We start from the raw sequence: 19,637 nt of genomic DNA, 5'->3' as shown, positions 1-19,637 counted from the left end.
TTCTCATCCTCCACTCAACTCTTTTTCACTCTGCTCTTTTGCTTTCCATAAAGCCATAGCCTTTTTCAATGACTCTTTGTACTCATACTTAGGGTTGGAGTCAATAACAACACCAGCTCCCGCCTGTACATGTACTTGACCATCTTGAACGACCATTGTACGAATTGCGATGTTAAGTTCCATCTCGCCGTTATAGCCTATCCAACCAATTGATCCTGTATAGACACCTCTTCGAACGGGCTCTAGTTCTTCAATAATTTCCATTGTCCGAACCTTAGGTGCACCTGTGATGGTTCCTCCTGGGAATACTGCATCTACTACATCTACAATGTCTTTATTGTCAGCAATTTCACCTTTGACATTTGATACGATGTGCATAACATGGGAGTATTTTTCAATCACCATAAACTCATCTACACAAACAGTCCCATACTTACTTACTCTACCTAAGTCATTTCGCTCTAAATCAACAAGCATTACGTGCTCCGCACGCTCTTTCTCATTTTCAATTAACTCTTTAGCCAGTGCACTGTCTTCTTCGTTTGTCTTCCCTCTAGACCGTGTTCCTGCAATTGGTCTTGTACTAAGCTCAACTCCTGATTTTTTAACTAATAACTCTGGTGAGCAACTCACTAAATGAAACTCATCGGTTTGCATATACGACATGTATGGAGAAGGATTAATCTTTCGGACTTGTTCGTAAATATGCATTGGATGTGTATTAAGAGGCTGTGACTGTCTTACAGATAAGTTAACTTGAAACACATCACCTTGTCCAATATATTCCTTTATCCTTTCAACAGCCACACCAAACTCTTCTTCTGACATTGACAAAGTTGTGTGTGTATTAACACTCTTCACTTTCTCATAAACAGGAGTATACTTCGTTTCAGACAACCATTGATTTTTATATGAAGTTAAACGAGCTTTAGCATTCTCTTCATCTGTATGGTTAACCATTATCCATAGCTCTTCTTTATGGTGGTCATATACAAAAACATCATCAAAAATTAAGAAATAAATATCAGGCATCTTTAACGGATCATCTGCTATTGTTGGTACATGTTCTACATACCTTACGTAATCATAGCTAATATAACCAATGGCCCCGCCTTGAAACGGAGGTAGCTCTTTACGCTGAGGTGTTTGGTACTTCTTCATCCATTTACGCATTAAATGCATTGGATTACCTTTTTCAACACTTCTTCTTCCTTGCTCTATAATATGAAGCTCGTTAGACTCTCCTCGTAAAATAGCGATAGGATTAAGGCCCATAATATGAAAGTTACCGCCTCGCCCACTTTCCAACAATATATGATGCGGCTCATCTACAGATAATTCTTGATACTTACTAAACCATTTATCCTTAGGAATCGAAATCGATTCACCCCATGTCATTCGTTGCTGCATTTGCTCACTCTCCTAAAATGAATCACCTATCCTTATTTTACATGATTTTAGAAAGTTATTCACTAGATGAAAAAAACTACCCCTTTAAGCCACAAAGTTACTATGACTTAAGGGGGTAGCTAAATAAAAATTATTTATCGTAGCTTATCAAGACTGACCTTGTGTTTGCTCTTCGAATTGGAATAATGGTGTACTTAAATAGCGCTCACCGTTACTTGGAATAATGGCTAACACTTTTTTACCTTTTCCTAATTCTTTTGCTACCTTTAATGCTGCAAAAATTGCTGCACCTGAAGAAATTCCGACTAATACACCTTCAGTTTTAGCTACTTTTCGAGCATAGTCAAATGCTTCTTCATTTTTCACAGGAATAACATGGTCATATAGGTCTGTATTTAACACACCTGGTATGAAGTTAGCACCAATTCCTTGAATTTTATGAGGTCCTGGCTGACCACCACTTAAAATTGGTGAGTCAGCTGGTTCTACAGCATAAAGCTTAATCTCTGGGTAAGCTTCTTTCAATACTTCTCCAGCACCCGTAATTGTTCCACCTGTTCCAATCCCAGCTACAAAAGCATCCAGTTGGTCACCGAATTGTTCAACAATTTCTTTACCTGTTGTTTTACGATGCACTTCAGGGTTTGCCTCATTTTGGAACTGTTGAGGAATGAAGTAACCATGTTCTTTTGCTAATTCAGAAGCTTTATTAACAGCTCCTTTCATTCCTTCAGGTCCTGGTGTTAAGACTAACTCTGCGCCGTATGCACGAAGTAGGTTACGACGTTCAATACTCATTGTTTCAGGCATTGTTAAGATTGCGCGATATCCCTTTGCTGCTGCAACCATAGCTAGACCGATACCTGTATTACCACTTGTAGGTTCAATGATTGTGTCGCCAGGCTTTAAAACGCCTTTGGCTTCCGCATCTTCAATCATTGCCAATGCAATGCGATCTTTCACGCTGCTTCCTGGGTTCATAAACTCCAACTTTAAATATACATCTGCCATATCTTCTTCAACTAAACGATTTAATTTAACAATTGGTGTTTGACCAATTAATTCCGTAATTGAATTTGCTACGCGTGCCATATCTCCACTCCTAATCCCGAGTAATTTTATTGAATTTGTATACAATTTATCAGTTATTTTCTAAATTGTCAATCATTTTGTTTTGTGACAATGACTTTTTTTTCTATTTTTCTAGACCATTATATCCTTACTGTACCATTTTCAGACCAAACTTCAAAAGAAAAAGACACCGGCTGCATGCGATGTCTTTTCAGAGACTTATTTATATAGCTTCTTCTTTCATTTCTTTTAGCTCTTCTGCAGGAAAGTGATACATTTCATTACAGAAGTGACATTGCGCTTCAGCTTTGCCATCTTCATCAATCATTGATTGAATTTCATCTTTTCCTAAGCTAATAATTGCATTACCAATGCGCTCTTTAGAACATTGACATTTAAATTCCACAGGCATGGTTTCAAGAATTTTAAGGTTATCTTTTCCTAGAACTTCTTCAAGAATTTCTTCTGGTGTTAATCCACGTTGAATAAGCTTAGAGATAGGTTCAATGGTTTGCAAGCGCTGTTCAATTGCTGAGATTGTCGCTTCATCTGTTCCTGGTAACAGCTGAATAATGAAGCCTCCTGCAGCCAAGATGGTGTTATCAGGGTTTACTAACACACCAACGCCAACTGATGAAGGAACTTGTTCAGATGTTACAAAATAATACGTGAAATCTTCTCCTAATTCACCTGATACAATCGGTACCTGACCATTAAATTGATCTCTCATTCCAACGTCTTTTACGACACTAAGCGTGCCTCCCGTACCTACTGCACGAGCGACATCTAATTTACCGTATTTGTTTAATTCAAAATGTGTTTGTGGATTTGTAACATAACCACGAACTTCCCCTTTGGCATTGCTATCCACAAGGATTGCGCCAATCGGTCCGCCACCTTCGACTTTTATTGTTAACTTCTGCTCTCCCTTTAACATCGCACCCATCATTACACCGGCACTCATCGCACGTCCTAATGCAGCTGAAGCTGTTGGCCATGTATAATGGCGACGCTGCGCTTCACCTACTGCCTCCGTTGTTTTCACAGCGTAGGCACGAACTTGATTATTATATGCTAAAGCCTTGACTAAGTAGTCACTCATAATAATACTAACTCCTCTTATTCCATATTTTTCGTATAAATAATCTGTAGACCTTTTAGTGTTAAAAACGGATCTACGATGTCAATAATGTCTGACTCTTTTGCGATTAATGTTGCTAAACCACCTGTTGCAATTACTTTAGGATTTACGTTTGATTGCTCTTTCATTCGTGTAACAATACCTTCAACTTGTCCAACATATCCATATAAAATTCCCGCTTGCATCGCAGAAACTGTATTTTTACCTACAATGCTATTCGGCCTAGCAATTTCAATCCTCGGAAGTTTAGATGCCCTAGAATATAGCGCTTCAGTGGAAATATTAATACCAGGTGCGATAGCTCCTCCCATATACTGTTTGTCTTCATCAATGTAACAGTAAGTTGTTGCTGTTCCAAAATCCACAATAATTAATGGGCTGCCATAAAGCTTAATACCTGCTACTGCATTTACGATTCGGTCTGCCCCAACTTCTCTTGGATTTTCATATTTAATATTTAAACCTGTTTTAATACCAGGACCTACTATAAGCGGCTTTAAATGAAAATATTTTTGGCACATACGTTCCAATGCAAACATAATTGGTGGCACTACAGAGGAGATAATAATACCATGAATATCTTTAAAAGATAAACCAACGTGCTCAAGGAGTGCCTTAATTGTCATTCCGTATTCATCTTCTGTTTTATTACGACTCGTTTCAATGCGCCAATGATATTTTAGTTCATCACCATCATATACTCCTAATACAGTATTCGTATTTCCAACGTCTAATACAAAAATCATGTTAATCACCACTTCGCCTTTAATCAATATTTACACTGAAACCATCATACCATAACTAAGAAAAAGGGGTGTACAGTAAAAGAAGCTTTTCCTTTTCCTTACTAATGTTCGTATAAAAAACAAAAAAAGTAAGATGCTCCTAGGAGCATCTTACTTTTTATTCTTTAGGCTCTTCCTCTTGATCTGGCTTCGATTGAATGTTTACTTTTACATCTTCATCGCTGCTTTTTGGAGAACGATCTGGAAGCGTCCCATGATCAACTAAATGCTTGATTTGCTCAGCATCTAACGTTTCAACTTTTAATAACGTTTGAGCAATAAGTTCTAACTTATCACGATTTTCAGTTAGAATTTGTCTTGCACGCTCGTAGCTATCTTTAATAAAGCGTTGAATTTCTAAGTCAATTTGATGAGCAATTGCGTCACTGTAGTTTTGTTCATTTTGGATGTCACGTCCTAAGAACACTTGGCCACCTTGCGATTGACCAAACTGCATTGGACCTAACTTATCGCTCATACCGTATTCAGTAACCATACGTCTTGCGATACTTGTTGCACGTTGGAAGTCATTATGTGCACCCGTACTTACTTCGCCAAAGATTAATTCCTCAGCAACACGTCCACCTAATAAACCAACAATCTTATCTAAAAGCTCTGGTTTTGTCATGAAATAGCGATCTTCTTTCGGAAGCATTACAGCATAACCACCTGCTTGCCCACGTGGAACAATCGTTACTTTATGTACCATGTCCGCTTCATCTAATACAACACCAATAATTGTGTGACCAGCTTCATGGTACGCGACAATATTGCGTTCTTTTTTAGAGATAACGCGACTCTTTTTAGCTGGTCCCGCAATTACACGGTCCGTTGCTTCATCAATATCGCTCATATCAATCTTTTTCTTATCTTGTCGCGCAGCTACTAAGGCAGCTTCGTTTAATAAGTTTTCTAAGTCGGCTCCTGAGAAGCCTGGTGTACGCATCGCAATGGCATTTAGATTTACATTTTCATCTAAAGGTTTGTTGCGAGCATGTACTTTCAACACTGCTTCACGACCATTTACATCTGGACGATCTACAGTAATCTGACGGTCAAAACGTCCTGGACGTAATAAAGCTGGATCTAAAATATCAGGGCGGTTTGTTGCTGCAATGATAATGATTCCTTCATTAGCACCAAAGCCATCCATTTCAACAAGCAATTGGTTTAGAGTTTGTTCACGCTCATCGTGACCTCCACCTAGACCAGCACCACGTTGACGACCTACAGCATCAATTTCATCGATAAAGATAATACAAGGCGCGTTTTTCTTTGCATTTTCAAACAAGTCACGCACACGTGATGCACCGACACCAACAAACATTTCAACAAAGTCTGAACCACTGATTGAGAAGAAAGGCACGCCTGCTTCACCAGCTACAGCTCTCGCTAATAATGTTTTACCCGTTCCTGGAGGACCTACAAGAAGTACACCTTTTGGAATTCGAGCGCCTAAGTCGGCAAATTTACGAGGGTCTTTCAAGAACTCTACAACCTCAACAAGTTCTTGTTTCTCTTCGTCTGCACCTGCAACATCTTTGAACTTAACTTTCTTCTTTTCTTCACTGTAAAGTTTCGCTTTACTTTTACCAAAGTTCATTACACGGCTACCGCCACCTTGAGCTTGGTTTAGTAAGAAGAAGAAGAGGATGAAGATAATGACAAAAGGTATAATTGATGTAAAGAATGTTACCCAACCACTTGTTTCATCTGCTGGGTCAACCTTCACCTGAATGTCCTTACTATTTGCAGCGGCATTAATACGCTCTAACGCTTGATCACCATCTACAATGTAAGTTTGGAATTTCTGATCTTCATTATAAGATTCTAATTTCCCTTGTACGACATAAACCCCACGTTCAGGCTTCAATGTTAATGATTCAATATCTCCACTTTCCAAGTGTCCTACAAATGTGTCATATCGCATTGCTTCAGTCTTCTGGTTGGAACCACTGAAGAAACTGACCACGCCAATAATGACTAAAAATATAAGTAAATAAAAGATGGTATTACGGAAGATCCGATTCATTTCTTACCTCCTCCCACGATAAACAAATACTGTATTCAATAGTACCATAGAACCTATATCCTATCCAACAAATTGCATTTGCAAATATGCTGATTAATTACTATACACTTCTGGTTTTAAAACGCCAATGTAAGGTAGGTTACGATATTTTTCCTGATAATCTAACCCATACCCTACTACGAAAGCATCTGGAACCTCAAATCCAACGTAATCTGCTTTAATATCCGCTTTACGACCCGTTGGTTTGTCTAATAGTGTTACGATTCTAATTGATTTTGCTTTGCGATACTTAAATAACTCTACTAGATAGCTTAGAGTTAATCCGCTATCAATAATATCTTCTAAAATTAAGATGTCTCGACCTTCTACAGAAGTATCTAAATCCTTTAAGATTTTGACTTCACCAGAAGAAACCATTTCTTTACCATAGCTTGATACATCCATAAAATCCATTTCTAAATATGTATCGATGCGTTTAATTAGGTCAGACATAAAAGGCATTGCACCTTTTAATACACCAATTACTAAAGGAAAACGACCTTCATACTCTTCAGTGAGTAGTTGTCCTAAATCCTTTACCTTTGCCTGTATTTGTTCCTCTGAAATTAGAATTTCTTTAATATCATGCTTCATTCCTTGCTTGCCTCCTAGAAGTTTTCCCTACTTATAGTATAAAATAACATATCTTAACTTATGAGTGTGTAATTCATAAGCAGATTTTTTTAATTTTGGCAGCCATAAAATTGTACCATTACTATCTTCTACAACCGGCCACGCATCTCTTTTCTCTAAAGGCACTTTTTCATCAATAAAGATATCCTTTACCTTTTTATGCCCCTTCATGCCTTTTAATTGAATTTTATCTCCTGGCCTTCGCGTCCGAACTCGAATTGGAAACCTAACCTTACTTTCATCTACTAAAAAGATGTCAGTTTCTTTCTTATCATATTTTCCATTATGTATTCTAGCAGTAAGGGAATGACCATTCGGCAGCTGAATGACCCCTGGAATGGGGATATCATATTCATATGCTGGAATAGACTGCGTTAACTCAAAAGTGAACACACAATCGTCATACGAACGAGAAATGGTCAGCTTGTTTGGAAAGTGAAGCACACCAGAAGGTTTATCAGCTTCTAAAAACCTCAATAAATTATTAATATGAACTGAGGAAAGATCTGAAGGGATTTTTTTATAGAGATAGTTTAATATTAGTTGAATCCCACGCCTTTGTAAAGGTTTGCTTATATTAAGGAAAGACCCTCGACTCATTAAAAGATATCCTTGTCTTTGCTGTTTAATTACCTTATTCATCTCTCGAGTTGTTAATTCCTCTAAATAGGCTTGATCTTCATATAAGTTTTCACTAAAAGCTTGAAATTTTTCATGTATATCGTGATACTCATCCTTTAAAAAAGGTAATATATATTGTCTAATGCGATTACGAGTATACGTATCCTTCTCGTTAGTAGGGTCTATTCTAGGATTTAAGTTAAATCTCCTGCAATATAACAAAATTTGTTCTTTTGTAACGGATAAAAAAGGGCGAACGAGAGACCCTGTGGCATAAGGACGCTTTGCCTCCATCCCTCCATACCCTCTCATCGTACTACCACGTGCCAACCTCATGAGTATTGTTTCTACTTGATCATCTCCATGATGAGCTAAAGCTAGTACTTCTGCACGGTACTTATTCATCATCTCTTCAAAGAACGCATACCGACATTCTCTAGCTGCTACCTGAGCAGATACTTTGTGCTTTTTCTGATAAGTTGTTACATCGATACTAACGCCTTCAAATGCAATACCTGCATCTCTACAATAAGCTTGCACATATTCTAAGTCATTTTTAGACTCTGCTCCCCGAAACATATGATCAACGTGTAACGCCACTAAATTTAAACTTCTGTGCACTTGCTCCCTATGTAGAAAATGAAGCAACGCTAAGGAATCTGGACCTCCAGAAACACCGACTAAGACTGTTGCATTAATTGGTAAAAGGTTATGTTTATCAATAAATTCTGTTGTTTCCCTTTCCATTATTCTGTTCATCCTTACGTGATTAAGACTAGTTACCACTATCCCTTTCTCATTTTACGGATATTCCATTAAAAAGTTTCACATTTATAATACTTGAATGAAAAGATATAACAAGTACATAAACATGACGGATGCTCCTAATAAAACGGTTTCTAGGAAATGTGTACGCTTCTTCTTTACTTTAACACGCTTTGGACTATGCTGACGAACCTTTTGATTTCCTGAAGATTTAACAGATTCACCACTCTTGATCCCTTCAATCAAATCTTGCTTCATCTCATGAGCTGTAAGATAGTTGCCATGAATCGATTTATACAAAATCGAACGATGTGCTGACAGAGCATTATGCGTTTTTAATAATCTTTTTAGCTGTTCATTAGGTTTATCAGCTTTGTTTAAACGCTCGCCGATTAATAGCTCGATTATAATCATAGCTACAGCAAACAAATCATATGCTGGTTCTGCTTTTCGAGAGCCAAACCCCCAATATGCTCGGTCATAGTAGTCGGTAAACTCTTTGATAGCTCTCCCTTGCATTGTTGTTCCACCTACATCGATTAAACGAATCTTGACAGGGTGATTGGTAACAACCAAGTTCTCTGGCTTCAAGTCTCCAAAAACCCAACCCGCTTTGTGTAATTCATGTAAATCCCCCAATAGCTGCATGACCAGTACATTTACCCATTCCTTTCCTCTTTTCGCAACGAAAGCTTTTAACGATGTTCCTTTTACATATTCCATTACATAAAAAGAGAGTGCTTGATTACGATAAACCCAGTCATCTACATCGAATAAGAAAGGCCCAAGAGACTTGCCATGGACCTTTGAGAAGTTACGTAATACATTTACTTCAGCCGTTACTGAGTTGTTGTCAAAGCTTAACTTTAGCGCTGCAGTTTCTCCATTTGGTGATTGAACCAAATACACAACTCCAGTTGCACCTGTGCCTAGTTGTTTCATAATGGTGTACTGATTATGATGCCACTTCCCTGTTAATGTTGTACCGGCTGATAAATTACATACCAGATTCTTCATTGTAGTGTTCATCACTTCTTAACATCCCCCTTAAGGAACGTTTCTTCTGAACAAAGTGGTTTGTTGCCGCTTTAATTGCTGGACCAGTAGGTGTAATACCACCAGCTGTTAACTTCGGAAATATAGTAGATAACGATTCTAGCTTTGGATTCCAGTCCATAAGCTTTTCAACATCTTTCTTTTTCCCTGGAAATAAAAATACTGAAAATTGGTTGTACCCAATTCTAGCGTTGAGGCTGAGGGATAAATCTAATAATGCTTCCTTAACAGTTGGAAGCTTCGACTTCATGCTTCCACTCATATCAACTAAAATGAGAATCTCTAAATCAACTGTTTCACCTAACTCGTCAACAACTTCCATAATTTCTCCACGTTTTCCCGGAGGTAAATCTTCCATTTTTGAAGCTGATGCACCCAATATTTGTTGAAGTTCTTTATTTACTACGCCTTGTAACGTTTGAGTCATCGCTTGTCTTGTAACCATTTGAACGGTTTGAGAAAGTTGCTTTACATAAACGATTTGGCTAACTCCTCCACCAGACATAGCAATACCTTCAATTTCGTTTTGACTTTGTTCATCAATCACGTCTTCTTCCATAACTCCTATAACATTCACACTGATGCCTTGTTCCTTTGCTAGTGCTGCCATTGCAATTGGATCTTCTCCTGTATTAGAACCTCCATCTGTAATGACTAACATTTGCTTTAACGTTCCTTTTTTCATAAATAAAATCCCCTCCTCATTATCAGTATTAACATGATAGACGAGGAAGGGATAATTTATACTCTATAATCTACTGTGCTTTTTTACGATACGCATATGTTGGAATGGAAGACCATTTTGGCGTATTATGCTTCAGTTTAGCAACCACCACGGTCATATCATCTTCAATTAAACCGGACCTTGTTCGAATGACTTCTTCCATAATTAAATCTGCAATTTCTTGTGGATCATCGGTTTGTAGCTCTCCAATTTTACGCTTCATCCACATCTCGTAATTCTCAACATGTCTTGGGCCTTCAAACACCCCATCACTCATCATAATGAGCAAGTCCTGTGCTTTCATTTGTTCACTCACAACGTCTACTTCAAACTCTTCAATAATCCCCATTGGTAAATTACTTGCTTGTACCTTGATTACTTTATCACCACGCTTAATAAAGCTGGGTGTCGAGCCAATTTTCAAGAAGTTTACGTTTGCATCTTGTAAATCAATCATTGCCAAGTCAAGCGTCGAAAAGATTTCATCACTCGTTCGCAACGACAGAATAGAATTAATAGATTTTATTGCAATTGTCTCTTCAATCCCGGTTTGTAGGATTTGTTTCAGTAATTGTAGTGTTTCACTACTCTCATAGTGAGCTCTTTCACCGTTCCCCATACCATCACTGATCGCTAATGCATATTTGCCAGCATTTAATTCAATCATTGAATAGCTATCCCCTGACACAAATCCTCCTCCTTTTGCAGCGTGAGCAACCCCTGTATCTACTACATACGCTTTGGTGGAACCAAAGGAAACGTGACAATAACCTTGTGGATATTTTGCACACTCTTCATTTTTTACCACGATACTTTCACCAAGTATATCCGTAAGCATTGGGGCAATAATTTTTTCACACTCACCTCTGCCGTGACAGTAAGGAACCCACATTTCTACATCTACATTACCAGGCTCTAAACTATAAATTTCAATTTGGTTAATTTCCATGCCAAAGCTTCTCAATGCTTCGACAATCTGTTCTTCTTGAACATTTAAGTTTTCTCTTTCTCTTTTTATTTCTTGAGCGAAATTATTCATGACTTGCGAAACTCCATGCAACTGCTCAGCTACAATCCGACGACTTTCATGAATCTGAGATTTCAACTGCTGATTGGCTTTAAAATACGTCAGCTCATGCTCAATAACATCGATTACTTTTTTGGACTTCACACAATGCTTGTCCATCTCTCTGACTAGCTTGGGATTTTGTTCTAATGAATTATTATCAATTTCTAGCATAATTTCTTTCAGATATTCATAGGTTGTATCAAACTGTTGAGCCCAACACTGCTCTTTCTTGAAACAGAATTGACACGTTCTCTCCGTTACGCTACTTAGAAAATAATCTATTTCTTTTTCTTCATTTCGCTTTTCTTCATAAAATCCATTTTGAGTAAAACTATCAGATAAGGCCTGAAATACGTTGGAGAATTGTTCTACTCGATTTGCCGTTACATCTCTTACTTTTCGAATATACTGCTGTTGCTCCATCATATTTTCAGATGTACCTGGAACGAGCTTACTTAAGTTTTTCAAAAGAAATGTTGGTGTTAATAGAAATAAAGCGACAGCGATAAGCGACTCATATAAATTGGTTGAAAGTGCCTGTTCAGCTTGTGAATAGAGCCCAATTAAAAGAGATCCCACAATCAATCCTAGAGATGCACCCATTTTTTTGCCGTCTTTTAGTAATCCTCCTAACAAACCTGAAAAAGCTAGTAAGCTCATTTCATATAAACTCGTTACGTTAGCAAAGCTTAAGATTAATCCCGTGACTACACCAACAGTAGCTCCAATTGTCGGACCTGATACAAAAGCAAAGATTAATACTAAATAACGTGATAGTACGTGTTCTGCCGATAAACCGTACATGACCCAACCAATGGTTCCTGTCATGACCGATGCTAAAAGAATAATAAGAGAAATAACTTCTTCTGTTTTAAGAGATTGCTTTCGCTTTCGATATGAAATAAGAGGTACACTCTGTAGAAAAATCATTGTTAGAATAAAGCTCAAGCCCGCTTCTACAGCTATAAATGCAAAGTCATACATTGTGACTCCTTGTGAAAACAAGTAGAAAATTCCTAATTTCGTTAGAAACATAGAAATAAACACAGTAAACGGTAACTTTTTAAGAGGATCTATGGTTATAAAACCACCAAAGCGATGAAGAAGTAAAAATACGAATAGGGAACAGAAGACAACCCCACCGTTTTGTAAGGATAGACTAAATGCTCCAGCCAAGATGGCCAGGCCTGCAAGAGCTGCCTTATCTTTCTTAATAGCAAGTACAGCCGCAAAAAATGGTAATGCAAACGGCATAATTTCCATTAAAATTAAAGCTCGTCCTAATAAAAATCCTACTGCTAATAAAATTAATCCCCATTGGAACAATACCTTTTCTGTTTTCAGACTCGTTTTCGTAAAAATGCGTGCCATTTCTAATCTAGTACGATTAAAAACAGCTTCAGTTGCTGGACCGGCAAAGTTCCGCTCAGTTTTTTGCATTTTTCCACCACCCGCTAATTATACTTATAAGCTATTATAGCGAGAAAGGGATTAATATTTTGTCAAATCGACTCTCTCTCGTACAAGAATCGTTCGACGACTTTCTAGTTAGAGACCGAAAACCATACAAAAATATGTATAATATTACATTGCAACTTAAAATATTTTAGAAGTTATGCTCTAAACTAGTATTTTCTTGCACTAATTTATTTAAATTTATGAAGTTTATTATTTATATTTTTTGGTTTGCCATTATTTTAAAAAATGTTATTGACAACCAATGAGGATTTTTATATTATTATACATGTCTTTTATAAAGAATTTATGGCGGTGTAGCTCAGCTGGCTAGAGCGTACGGTTCATACCCGTGAGGTCGGGGGTTCGATCCCCTCCGCCGCTACTTATTATAAAGGCCCGTTGGTCAAGTGGTTAAGACACCGCCCTTTCACGGCGGTAACACGGGTTCGAATCCCGTACGGGTCATCCAAAAACATGTACATCATTGTACATGTTTTTTTATATGCAAAAAAAGCACCTTCACTGAAGGTGCTTTTTAGAACTCGCTATCTATAACGTGATAAGCAGCAAGTTAGCCGCGTTTCGCGCCGCGTCCGCCACGTTTTGATTCTGTATGGCGTTTTAGGGAAGATAAACGTTCTTCACTATCTTTTAAGAAACGATTCATTTTTTGCTCAAACGTTTCTTTTGAACGGAAGTCATTACCACCACCGCGATTATTACGCTGTGGGCGATGTGAGTCACGAGGTCTGTCAGAACGTGGTGCACGCGCTGGTCGCTCTGGACGTTCTGGGCGTTCTGCACGCTCTACAGCTTTCTTAATTGAAAGACCAATCTTGCCATCTTTCTCTACGTTAATAACTTTTACTTCAACTTCATCGCCGACTTTTAAATGGTCGTTAATGTCTTTTACATAGTTATCAGCCACTTCACTAATATGAACTAAGCCTGTTGTTCCCCCTGGAAGCTCCACAAAAGCTCCAAAGTTTGTAATACCTGTTACCTTTCCCTGTAACTTGCTGCCTACTTCAATTGACATAAAAAAAATGCTCCTCCTTAAAATGATAAAAGAAATCAATTTACTCTATTATACAAAAAGCGAAAATATGCTGTCAACGCACCGTGGATTTAGTCTTTTTTGATGTTAAAGATAATCTCACCGTCTTCTGATAAGAAGTAATCTCTTCTCGCAATTTTTTTAATATACTCATCATCATTTAATTTAACAATTTCAGATTCAAGTTGCTTTTCCTTGCTTTCAAGCTTTGTTAACTGTTGTTCTAACTTTTCTTTTTCAGCTTTTTTATTTTCGATAGCTGATGCTTGAGTAATCAACGTTGTAACAATACCTATACCAATAAGTAGAGCCAAAACACCAAAGAAAGTTAGACGTCTAATTAAGCCAACGCGCTTTCGATCTGTTTGTTTTTTAAGATTTTGTTGCTGTTGACTATATTCTGTATTTAACTTTGTTACATTTTTCTTGCGTTCAGCACTCATTAACCTAGTCGTCCTCCTTATTTTTAAAAGTGTTTAACCATGATACAGCTCTCATTATGGTATTCTTTACACGTTGAAAAATTCCTTCTAAATACGTAAAACACCTCTGTAGAAATCGTCTTACAGATTTAGGCATGATTCTCCAAGAAATTAAGAATACCCATCTTATTGGTACAAAAATTACCTTTAGTATAAATGAAACAAGGCCGTATCCAAAGCGATAACATAATAAGCCCAAGGCATTTATACACCTTAACAGCATTCGAGCAGGCTTGACCAATATAATAGTAAGAATCGTTAGTAAAGCTCGATAAACGGCTAACACACTTGAAACAATAAATTTTAAAACTTTTAAATAAATGGATTGAATTAAGCTCTGATAAGCTGCGAATCCGCATAATAAAGCAAGAAATGCATAAAATCTTAGCTCACCTTCATTAACTAAAAACAACACATAAAAGATGAGTAGTGCTTGAACTACCCAAAACAGTAAGTCGCTAATAAAGACGAACCACCTTACTGTTTGAGCCCGATTTACAAAGTAGCGATATGTATCCAATGATGCTCCAACACATCCACCCATCGAAATCATCGCAAGCATAGTATAGAATTGTATATTAAGGCTCATCGAAACAACTTACTAAAGAATCCTTTAGCTTTCTCCGACTGGTTCTCATCTAAGTAAACTATATCAAAGATTTTTCCTTTTATCGATACAATTCCTTTTTCAACATCTAAATTTTTCATTTGAAGGTTTTGACCACGTACAGATAAAAACCCCATCACAGTTTCAAGCAAAAATTCCTCATTGTCAAAACTCTCTACTTGCTTGACTCCGGTAATATCTAAGAGGCGTCTCCCCTTCATTACTAAATCATGATTTGGAGTTTGATCTTTATTTGCACTGCCCATTTCGTAAAATTGACTCATCTTCATCCCCACCTCATTATTAAGCTCTTCATTACGTTTGGTTTAAACATATGAAGTGAGAATGAAGTTTAGAACAAGCTCACAGATGTCCTAACTGTTTTATGAGTTTGATACTTTTTCTTCTCTTACTAAAGAGTATAAGTTAGCAGCTTCTTCTTTCTTAGCGTTTTCTTGAAGGGCTTCTATCTTTACTGTCACAATCTTTGTCCCAAATTGAATAGCTAACTCATCACCTACTTTTACGTTTGAGCTTGCCTTTGCAACAATTCCGTTAATGGAAATTCTTCCTTTGTCTGAAATCTCTTTTGCTAACGTACGACGTTTAATTAGACGAGATACCTTTAAAAACTTATCTAATCTCATAGTTCCCTCACCTTTCTTTATTACAAACCTATTTTTTTTGCTTCATTCCAAAATTGGTCTAACTCTTCTAATGTAAAGTTTGCAAATGATTGACCAGATTTCTTTACCTGCTCTTCAATATAGCGAAAACGCGCACCAAATTTCTCATTCGTTTTAGCTAATGCGGTTTCCGGATCAATTTTGTAGTAGCGAGATACGTTTACTAACGCAAATAAAAGATCGCCAAACTCATTGCTCATCTCTTCCAGATTCTCCGCCTGCACTTCTTCTTCAAATTCCTGAAGCTCTTCTTTTACTTTATCCCACATCGGCTCAATCGTTTCCCAATCAAACCCGACTTTGGCAGCTGCCTTTTGATATTTATATGCTCTCATCAAGCTAGGCATGGTAGACGGTACATCATCTAATAATGAAGAAGGTTCTTCCCCTTTTTCTTGCTTTTTAATTTCATCCCAGTTTTGAAGAACCTCTTCCTCATTATCGGCTTTTACGTTGCTAAACACGTGTGGATGACGCCTAACCATTTTTTCTGCTACGGTAGAAATGACGTCCTCAATGGTAAACATTCCTTCATCTTCACCAATTTGAGCATGTAGCATTACTTGTAGCAGAACATCTCCTAGCTCTTCAACAATATGGTCGTCATCTTGTTGATCGATAGCATCTAGTAGCTCATAAGCTTCTTCAATTAAATAACGCTTTAACGATTCATGCGTTTGCTTTTTATCCCATGGGCACCCATTTGGCCCTCTCAGTATCGCAATAATACGGCGAAATTCTTCAAATTGGTGATATAACAATGCAGAGTCTTTTACAGGTGGAACATAAACCGTTGTTAGATTATTGAGCTCCATTCCATGATCAAGCTCATACAGTTTGACTTTTTTAATATGCTCATCTGAGCTACCTGCCGCTGTTACAATGTATACTTCATATTCATCTGGCAGCTGCTCCATTAGTGTAAGCTTTACATCAGAAGCTACAAACTGGTCATACACCTGCCCTATTAAAATATGCTGTTGCAACCTTAGCTCATCACGATGTAGTGCAGTGCCATCTAAAAGCTGAAAGCCTTCAATTGGGTCAATTTTCAATGACGTAAAAATAGGATCTAGAAAGCTTTGTCCACCTTTCACATCAATTTCAATACCTTCTTCGTTTTGCAGTAACAGCTGAACTGTTCTTTCAGCAACTAGAGGATGACCTGGAACAGCGTAAAGAACATTGCCATTCTTAGCTTGTTCTAACAGTTGCTTTGTAATACTTTCGTATACATCATCGAATGAATCAAATGATTCATAGACACCATCAAAAGATTGATAAGAAAAACCTTCTTCTTCTAATGCTCTCACAGCTGGGTGCTCTTTCGTTCTTAAAAACACGCTCTGATTTTGTTTTAATAAACGATAAATTCCTACTGGAAGCTGGTCAAGATCTCCTGCACCTAAACCAACAATGGTTATTTTATTAGTCATGGAATCCTCCTTCATGTTCTAGTTAAACTATAAGATGTATTTTATGAGCCACTTTCCTAGGGGAACGTCTCTTAATTCGTTTTTGGTAAAAATGCTGCTTTTGATAATTAAAGCTAAATAAAAAAGGCCACCAAACATAACACCTGATAGTGCAATACCCACATTTAATCCTCTACTGACTGAATGTGCATCTAGTATACCATTCATTGTCCACAAATACCCTCTTAATACCATTACCATTAAGAGACCGACTGCTATAATTTTTACCGCATGACGAATGAGCTTGTTTTTTGGGCCAAGTACTTTATACAAAAATATGCTGTTCATAACGGTAATAACTAAGAAGCTAATAGCAGACGAAATCGCGGCCCCTTCTGTGTACATAATAGGAACAAGCCACAAATTAAGCAGGATTTTGATAACCACACCGATACAAATGGCGTATGCAGGTGCTTTCATTCGACCAATCCCTTGCAGTACAGCGGCTATAGTAGCAGATATCGTTGTAAAAATAACGAGCATACTTAACATTTTAAGCACTTGCGAACCTTCAATGTTCCCGTATAACATGTGGTTAATTGGTTCCATTAAGCCCGCTAGTCCACAAGATGCACCGACACCAACAACCAACGAAAGCTTGATTGAAACGTTAACCTTACTTTTTACAAATGCCCAATCATTTTGAACGATAGCTGAAGATATAACCGGAACAAGTGAAAGTGAGAATGCTGTTCCAACAACCGTTCCAAGCTGAATTAAAGGCACGCCTCGGTCATAAATACCTTTCATTCCCTTAGCTTTTTCAGCGTCAATTCCGCTTGTCAGAAGAGAAGGATATAAGGTAAAGGAATCAATCAGTTGAATTAATAGTAACCCCATCCCACTAATACAGATGATTATGCCTTGAATGGCTACCTTTTTTAAAATAGGAACTGCCCCTGTAAACGTTTGTTTCGAGAAACTCCATGTAGTAACTACACGACTTCGAAATAAAAAGAAAATGAGTACCATTAATGAAAAAGTAATACCTACAACTGAACCAAATATTGCGCCTGCGCCTACTATATAAGGACTGTAGTTATTTTTAACGAGCAGAAAAGATAACAGTAAAATTGTTGCTACGCGAAGCGTTTGTTCTGATACTTGAGACACAGCTGTTGGGAGCATTTCATTTAACCCCTGATAGTATCCTCGAATGCTTGCGACAAATGGAACAAATAAAAATGAAAATGAAATAATTTGAATTAATAGCGTTAACTCTTTATCTCCCATTAAGGTCGCAATATTCTCTGCAAACCCATACTGAATACCGAACAGCATGAGGCTTAACATGCTCAAAAACACAAAACTGACTTGAATAACCTGGATAGCTTGTTTTTTTTCATTATTCGCCACATGTTCTGAGACCAGTTTTGAAATAATGACGGGAAATCCATACGTGCTAATTTGTAAGATAATCCCGTATAAAGGATATACTTGTTGATAAATATAAAACCCAACATCACCTGCAATATGATGATATGGAATTCGGTAACTAGCGCTTAATATCTTTGTAAAAAGACCAGCTAAGGTTAAGATAACAGCGCCATTTAGTAACATTAAAACATTTGATTTCTTCTGCATTATGACACCTTTCGTATTATACCAATTCTTTATGATGACCTTGCAATATCAACCTCTAAAGGCATATGCAGTTAACCTGGTATTGTAAGACTTTTATATTATAGCACGTTCTCATTGCGTGCTCTTTATGTGTTTTACAGAAAAAACCACATAGAAAAAAGACAGCAGTTCTGCTGTCTTTTCATAGATAAATTAAAATAACATTGATTAGATCTGTCGCTTATTGCTCCATTTGACGAGATAAGAAACCTGCAGCAGTTTCAGCCGCTTTATGCTCTACTTCACCAAGGGATTTCTCTTTTGAGAAGAGAATTACCGCTCCAATCGGGTCTCCATTCGCAATAATTGGACCAATTGTATAAGATGAAATTTCTTCTTCATGCCCATCAACAAACTCTAAGCTTTTGCCTTCTTTCACTAAAGTTGAGCTTCTACTTTCCATTGTAGATTCAACTAGAGAACTAATGTTTTTATTTAAATACTCTTTTTTTGAAATACCTGCAATAGCAATAAATGTATCGCGATCACAAATTAATACAGGATGACCTAGGCTATCGTAAAGAGCCTCACCATATTCTTTAGCAAAATCACTTAACTCGCTGATTGGTGAATACTTTTTCAAAATGACTTCTCCATCACGATCAACAAAAATCTCTAATGGATCGCCTTCACGAATACGGAGCGTTCTTCGAATTTCTTTTGGAATTACGACACGCCCTAAATCATCAATACGACGAACAATACCTGTTGCTTTCATTGATTAAAGCCTCTCTTTCATCTGATGATTAAAAATAGTAGGTGAATGAGTGAAATAATTCATTAATCATTCACCGGTGTTGAGGTTAGTATTCGTTACTATGCAACTTCTATTCACCAACCATCTCTTTTTTGTTAAAAAGTTCCCTTTTTCTCAAAAAAACAAAACCATTTGTCAGCGACAAA

18 protein-coding genes and 2 tRNA genes are annotated in these 19,637 nt (G+C 37.3%); 2 read left to right on the top strand and 18 right to left on the bottom strand.

What is annotated here, in order from left to right:
• Positions 1-3 precede the first annotated feature (3 nt).
• The 10 genes from MKZ18_RS00475 to spoIIE all read right to left on the bottom strand — a co-directional run bounded on the left by MKZ18_RS00475 (position 4) and on the right by spoIIE (position 12,786).
• Positions 4-1,410: an anthranilate synthase component I family protein gene (locus MKZ18_RS00475; RefSeq protein WP_061785374.1), complete on the bottom strand. Its 1,407-nt coding sequence runs from the start codon at positions 1,408-1,410 to the stop codon at positions 4-6.
• A gap of 147 nt (positions 1,411-1,557) precedes the next feature.
• A complete protein-coding gene (gene cysK, locus MKZ18_RS00470) occupies positions 1,558-2,502 on the bottom strand; it encodes a cysteine synthase A (RefSeq protein WP_025909847.1) in 945 nt (314 codons plus the stop codon).
• Between the two features lie 202 nt (positions 2,503-2,704).
• On the bottom strand, positions 2,705-3,583 hold the full coding sequence (gene hslO, locus MKZ18_RS00465) for an Hsp33 family molecular chaperone HslO (RefSeq protein WP_025909846.1): 879 nt from the start codon (positions 3,581-3,583) through the stop codon (positions 2,705-2,707).
• Between the two features lie 17 nt (positions 3,584-3,600).
• Complete coding sequence (locus tag MKZ18_RS00460; RefSeq protein WP_025909845.1) at positions 3,601-4,368, bottom strand: type III pantothenate kinase; 768 nt, start codon at positions 4,366-4,368, stop codon at positions 3,601-3,603.
• 157 nt (positions 4,369-4,525) lie between these two features.
• Positions 4,526-6,439 carry an ATP-dependent zinc metalloprotease FtsH gene (gene ftsH / locus MKZ18_RS00455; protein ID WP_025909844.1) on the bottom strand — a complete coding sequence of 638 codons (1,914 nt, stop codon included), beginning with the start codon at positions 6,437-6,439 and terminating at the stop codon, positions 4,526-4,528.
• Positions 6,440-6,532: 93 nt separating this feature from the next.
• The gene (gene hpt, locus MKZ18_RS00450) at positions 6,533-7,072 is read right to left on the bottom strand and encodes a hypoxanthine phosphoribosyltransferase (RefSeq protein WP_025909843.1); all 540 of its coding nucleotides are present in this window, start codon (positions 7,070-7,072) and stop codon (positions 6,533-6,535) included.
• Between the two features lie 27 nt (positions 7,073-7,099).
• Positions 7,100-8,479 carry a tRNA lysidine(34) synthetase TilS gene (gene tilS / locus MKZ18_RS00445; RefSeq protein ID WP_061785375.1) on the bottom strand — a complete coding sequence of 460 codons (1,380 nt, stop codon included), beginning with the start codon at positions 8,477-8,479 and terminating at the stop codon, positions 7,100-7,102.
• Between the two features lie 84 nt (positions 8,480-8,563).
• Positions 8,564-9,526 carry a serine/threonine protein kinase gene (locus MKZ18_RS00440; protein WP_035320698.1) on the bottom strand — a complete coding sequence of 321 codons (963 nt, stop codon included), beginning with the start codon at positions 9,524-9,526 and terminating at the stop codon, positions 8,564-8,566.
• Positions 9,495-10,238 carry a vWA domain-containing protein gene (locus tag MKZ18_RS00435; RefSeq protein WP_061785376.1) on the bottom strand — a complete coding sequence of 248 codons (744 nt, stop codon included), beginning with the start codon at positions 10,236-10,238 and terminating at the stop codon, positions 9,495-9,497. Before MKZ18_RS00435 ends, MKZ18_RS00440 begins: the two co-directional genes overlap by 32 nt.
• A 70-nt stretch (positions 10,239-10,308) precedes the next feature.
• Positions 10,309-12,786 (bottom strand): stage II sporulation protein E, encoded by a 2,478-nt coding sequence (spoIIE, locus tag MKZ18_RS00430; RefSeq protein WP_144593883.1) that lies wholly within the window; start codon positions 12,784-12,786, stop codon positions 10,309-10,311.
• 326 nt (positions 12,787-13,112) lie between these two features.
• On the opposite strand from spoIIE, the gene MKZ18_RS00425 reads away from it, so the two are divergent.
• Both MKZ18_RS00425 and MKZ18_RS00420 read left to right on the top strand, forming a co-directional pair.
• A tRNA-Met gene (locus MKZ18_RS00425) sits at positions 13,113-13,186 on the top strand.
• 11 nt (positions 13,187-13,197) lie between these two features.
• Positions 13,198-13,269 (top strand) — tRNA-Glu (locus MKZ18_RS00420).
• A gap of 106 nt (positions 13,270-13,375) precedes the next feature.
• On the opposite strand, the gene MKZ18_RS00415 is transcribed toward MKZ18_RS00420, so the two are convergent.
• The 8 genes from MKZ18_RS00415 to spoVT form a co-directional block, all read right to left on the bottom strand.
• A complete protein-coding gene (locus tag MKZ18_RS00415; protein ID WP_025909838.1) occupies positions 13,376-13,843 on the bottom strand; it encodes a S1 domain-containing RNA-binding protein in 468 nt (155 codons plus the stop codon).
• An 89-nt stretch (positions 13,844-13,932) separates the two neighbouring features.
• The gene (locus MKZ18_RS00410) at positions 13,933-14,304 is read right to left on the bottom strand and encodes an FtsB family cell division protein (RefSeq protein ID WP_340842978.1); all 372 of its coding nucleotides are present in this window, start codon (positions 14,302-14,304) and stop codon (positions 13,933-13,935) included.
• A gap of 4 nt (positions 14,305-14,308) precedes the next feature.
• A complete protein-coding gene (yabQ, locus tag MKZ18_RS00405; protein WP_025909836.1) occupies positions 14,309-14,932 on the bottom strand; it encodes a spore cortex biosynthesis protein YabQ in 624 nt (207 codons plus the stop codon).
• Positions 14,929-15,234 carry a sporulation protein YabP gene (gene yabP / locus MKZ18_RS00400; RefSeq protein WP_025909835.1) on the bottom strand — a complete coding sequence of 102 codons (306 nt, stop codon included), beginning with the start codon at positions 15,232-15,234 and terminating at the stop codon, positions 14,929-14,931. The genes yabQ and yabP overlap by 4 nt, the downstream gene beginning before the upstream one ends.
• A 99-nt stretch (positions 15,235-15,333) precedes the next feature.
• On the bottom strand, positions 15,334-15,597 hold the full coding sequence (locus MKZ18_RS00395) for an RNA-binding S4 domain-containing protein (RefSeq protein WP_025909834.1): 264 nt from the start codon (positions 15,595-15,597) through the stop codon (positions 15,334-15,336).
• 20 nt (positions 15,598-15,617) lie between these two features.
• On the bottom strand, positions 15,618-17,072 hold the full coding sequence (mazG, locus tag MKZ18_RS00390) for a nucleoside triphosphate pyrophosphohydrolase (protein WP_025909833.1): 1,455 nt from the start codon (positions 17,070-17,072) through the stop codon (positions 15,618-15,620).
• Between the two features lie 27 nt (positions 17,073-17,099).
• The gene (locus tag MKZ18_RS00385) at positions 17,100-18,695 is read right to left on the bottom strand and encodes a putative polysaccharide biosynthesis protein (RefSeq protein WP_340842979.1); all 1,596 of its coding nucleotides are present in this window, start codon (positions 18,693-18,695) and stop codon (positions 17,100-17,102) included.
• Between the two features lie 220 nt (positions 18,696-18,915).
• The gene (gene spoVT, locus MKZ18_RS00380) at positions 18,916-19,452 is read right to left on the bottom strand and encodes a stage V sporulation protein T (protein ID WP_025909831.1); all 537 of its coding nucleotides are present in this window, start codon (positions 19,450-19,452) and stop codon (positions 18,916-18,918) included.
• Positions 19,453-19,637: the final 185 nt, after the last annotated feature.

The sequence above is a fragment of the Priestia sp. FSL W8-0001 genome, assembly GCF_038050335.1.
Taxonomy (GTDB): domain Bacteria; phylum Bacillota; class Bacilli; order Bacillales; family Bacillaceae_H; genus Priestia; species Priestia flexa.
This window is presented reverse-complemented; position numbering and strand designations above follow the sequence as displayed.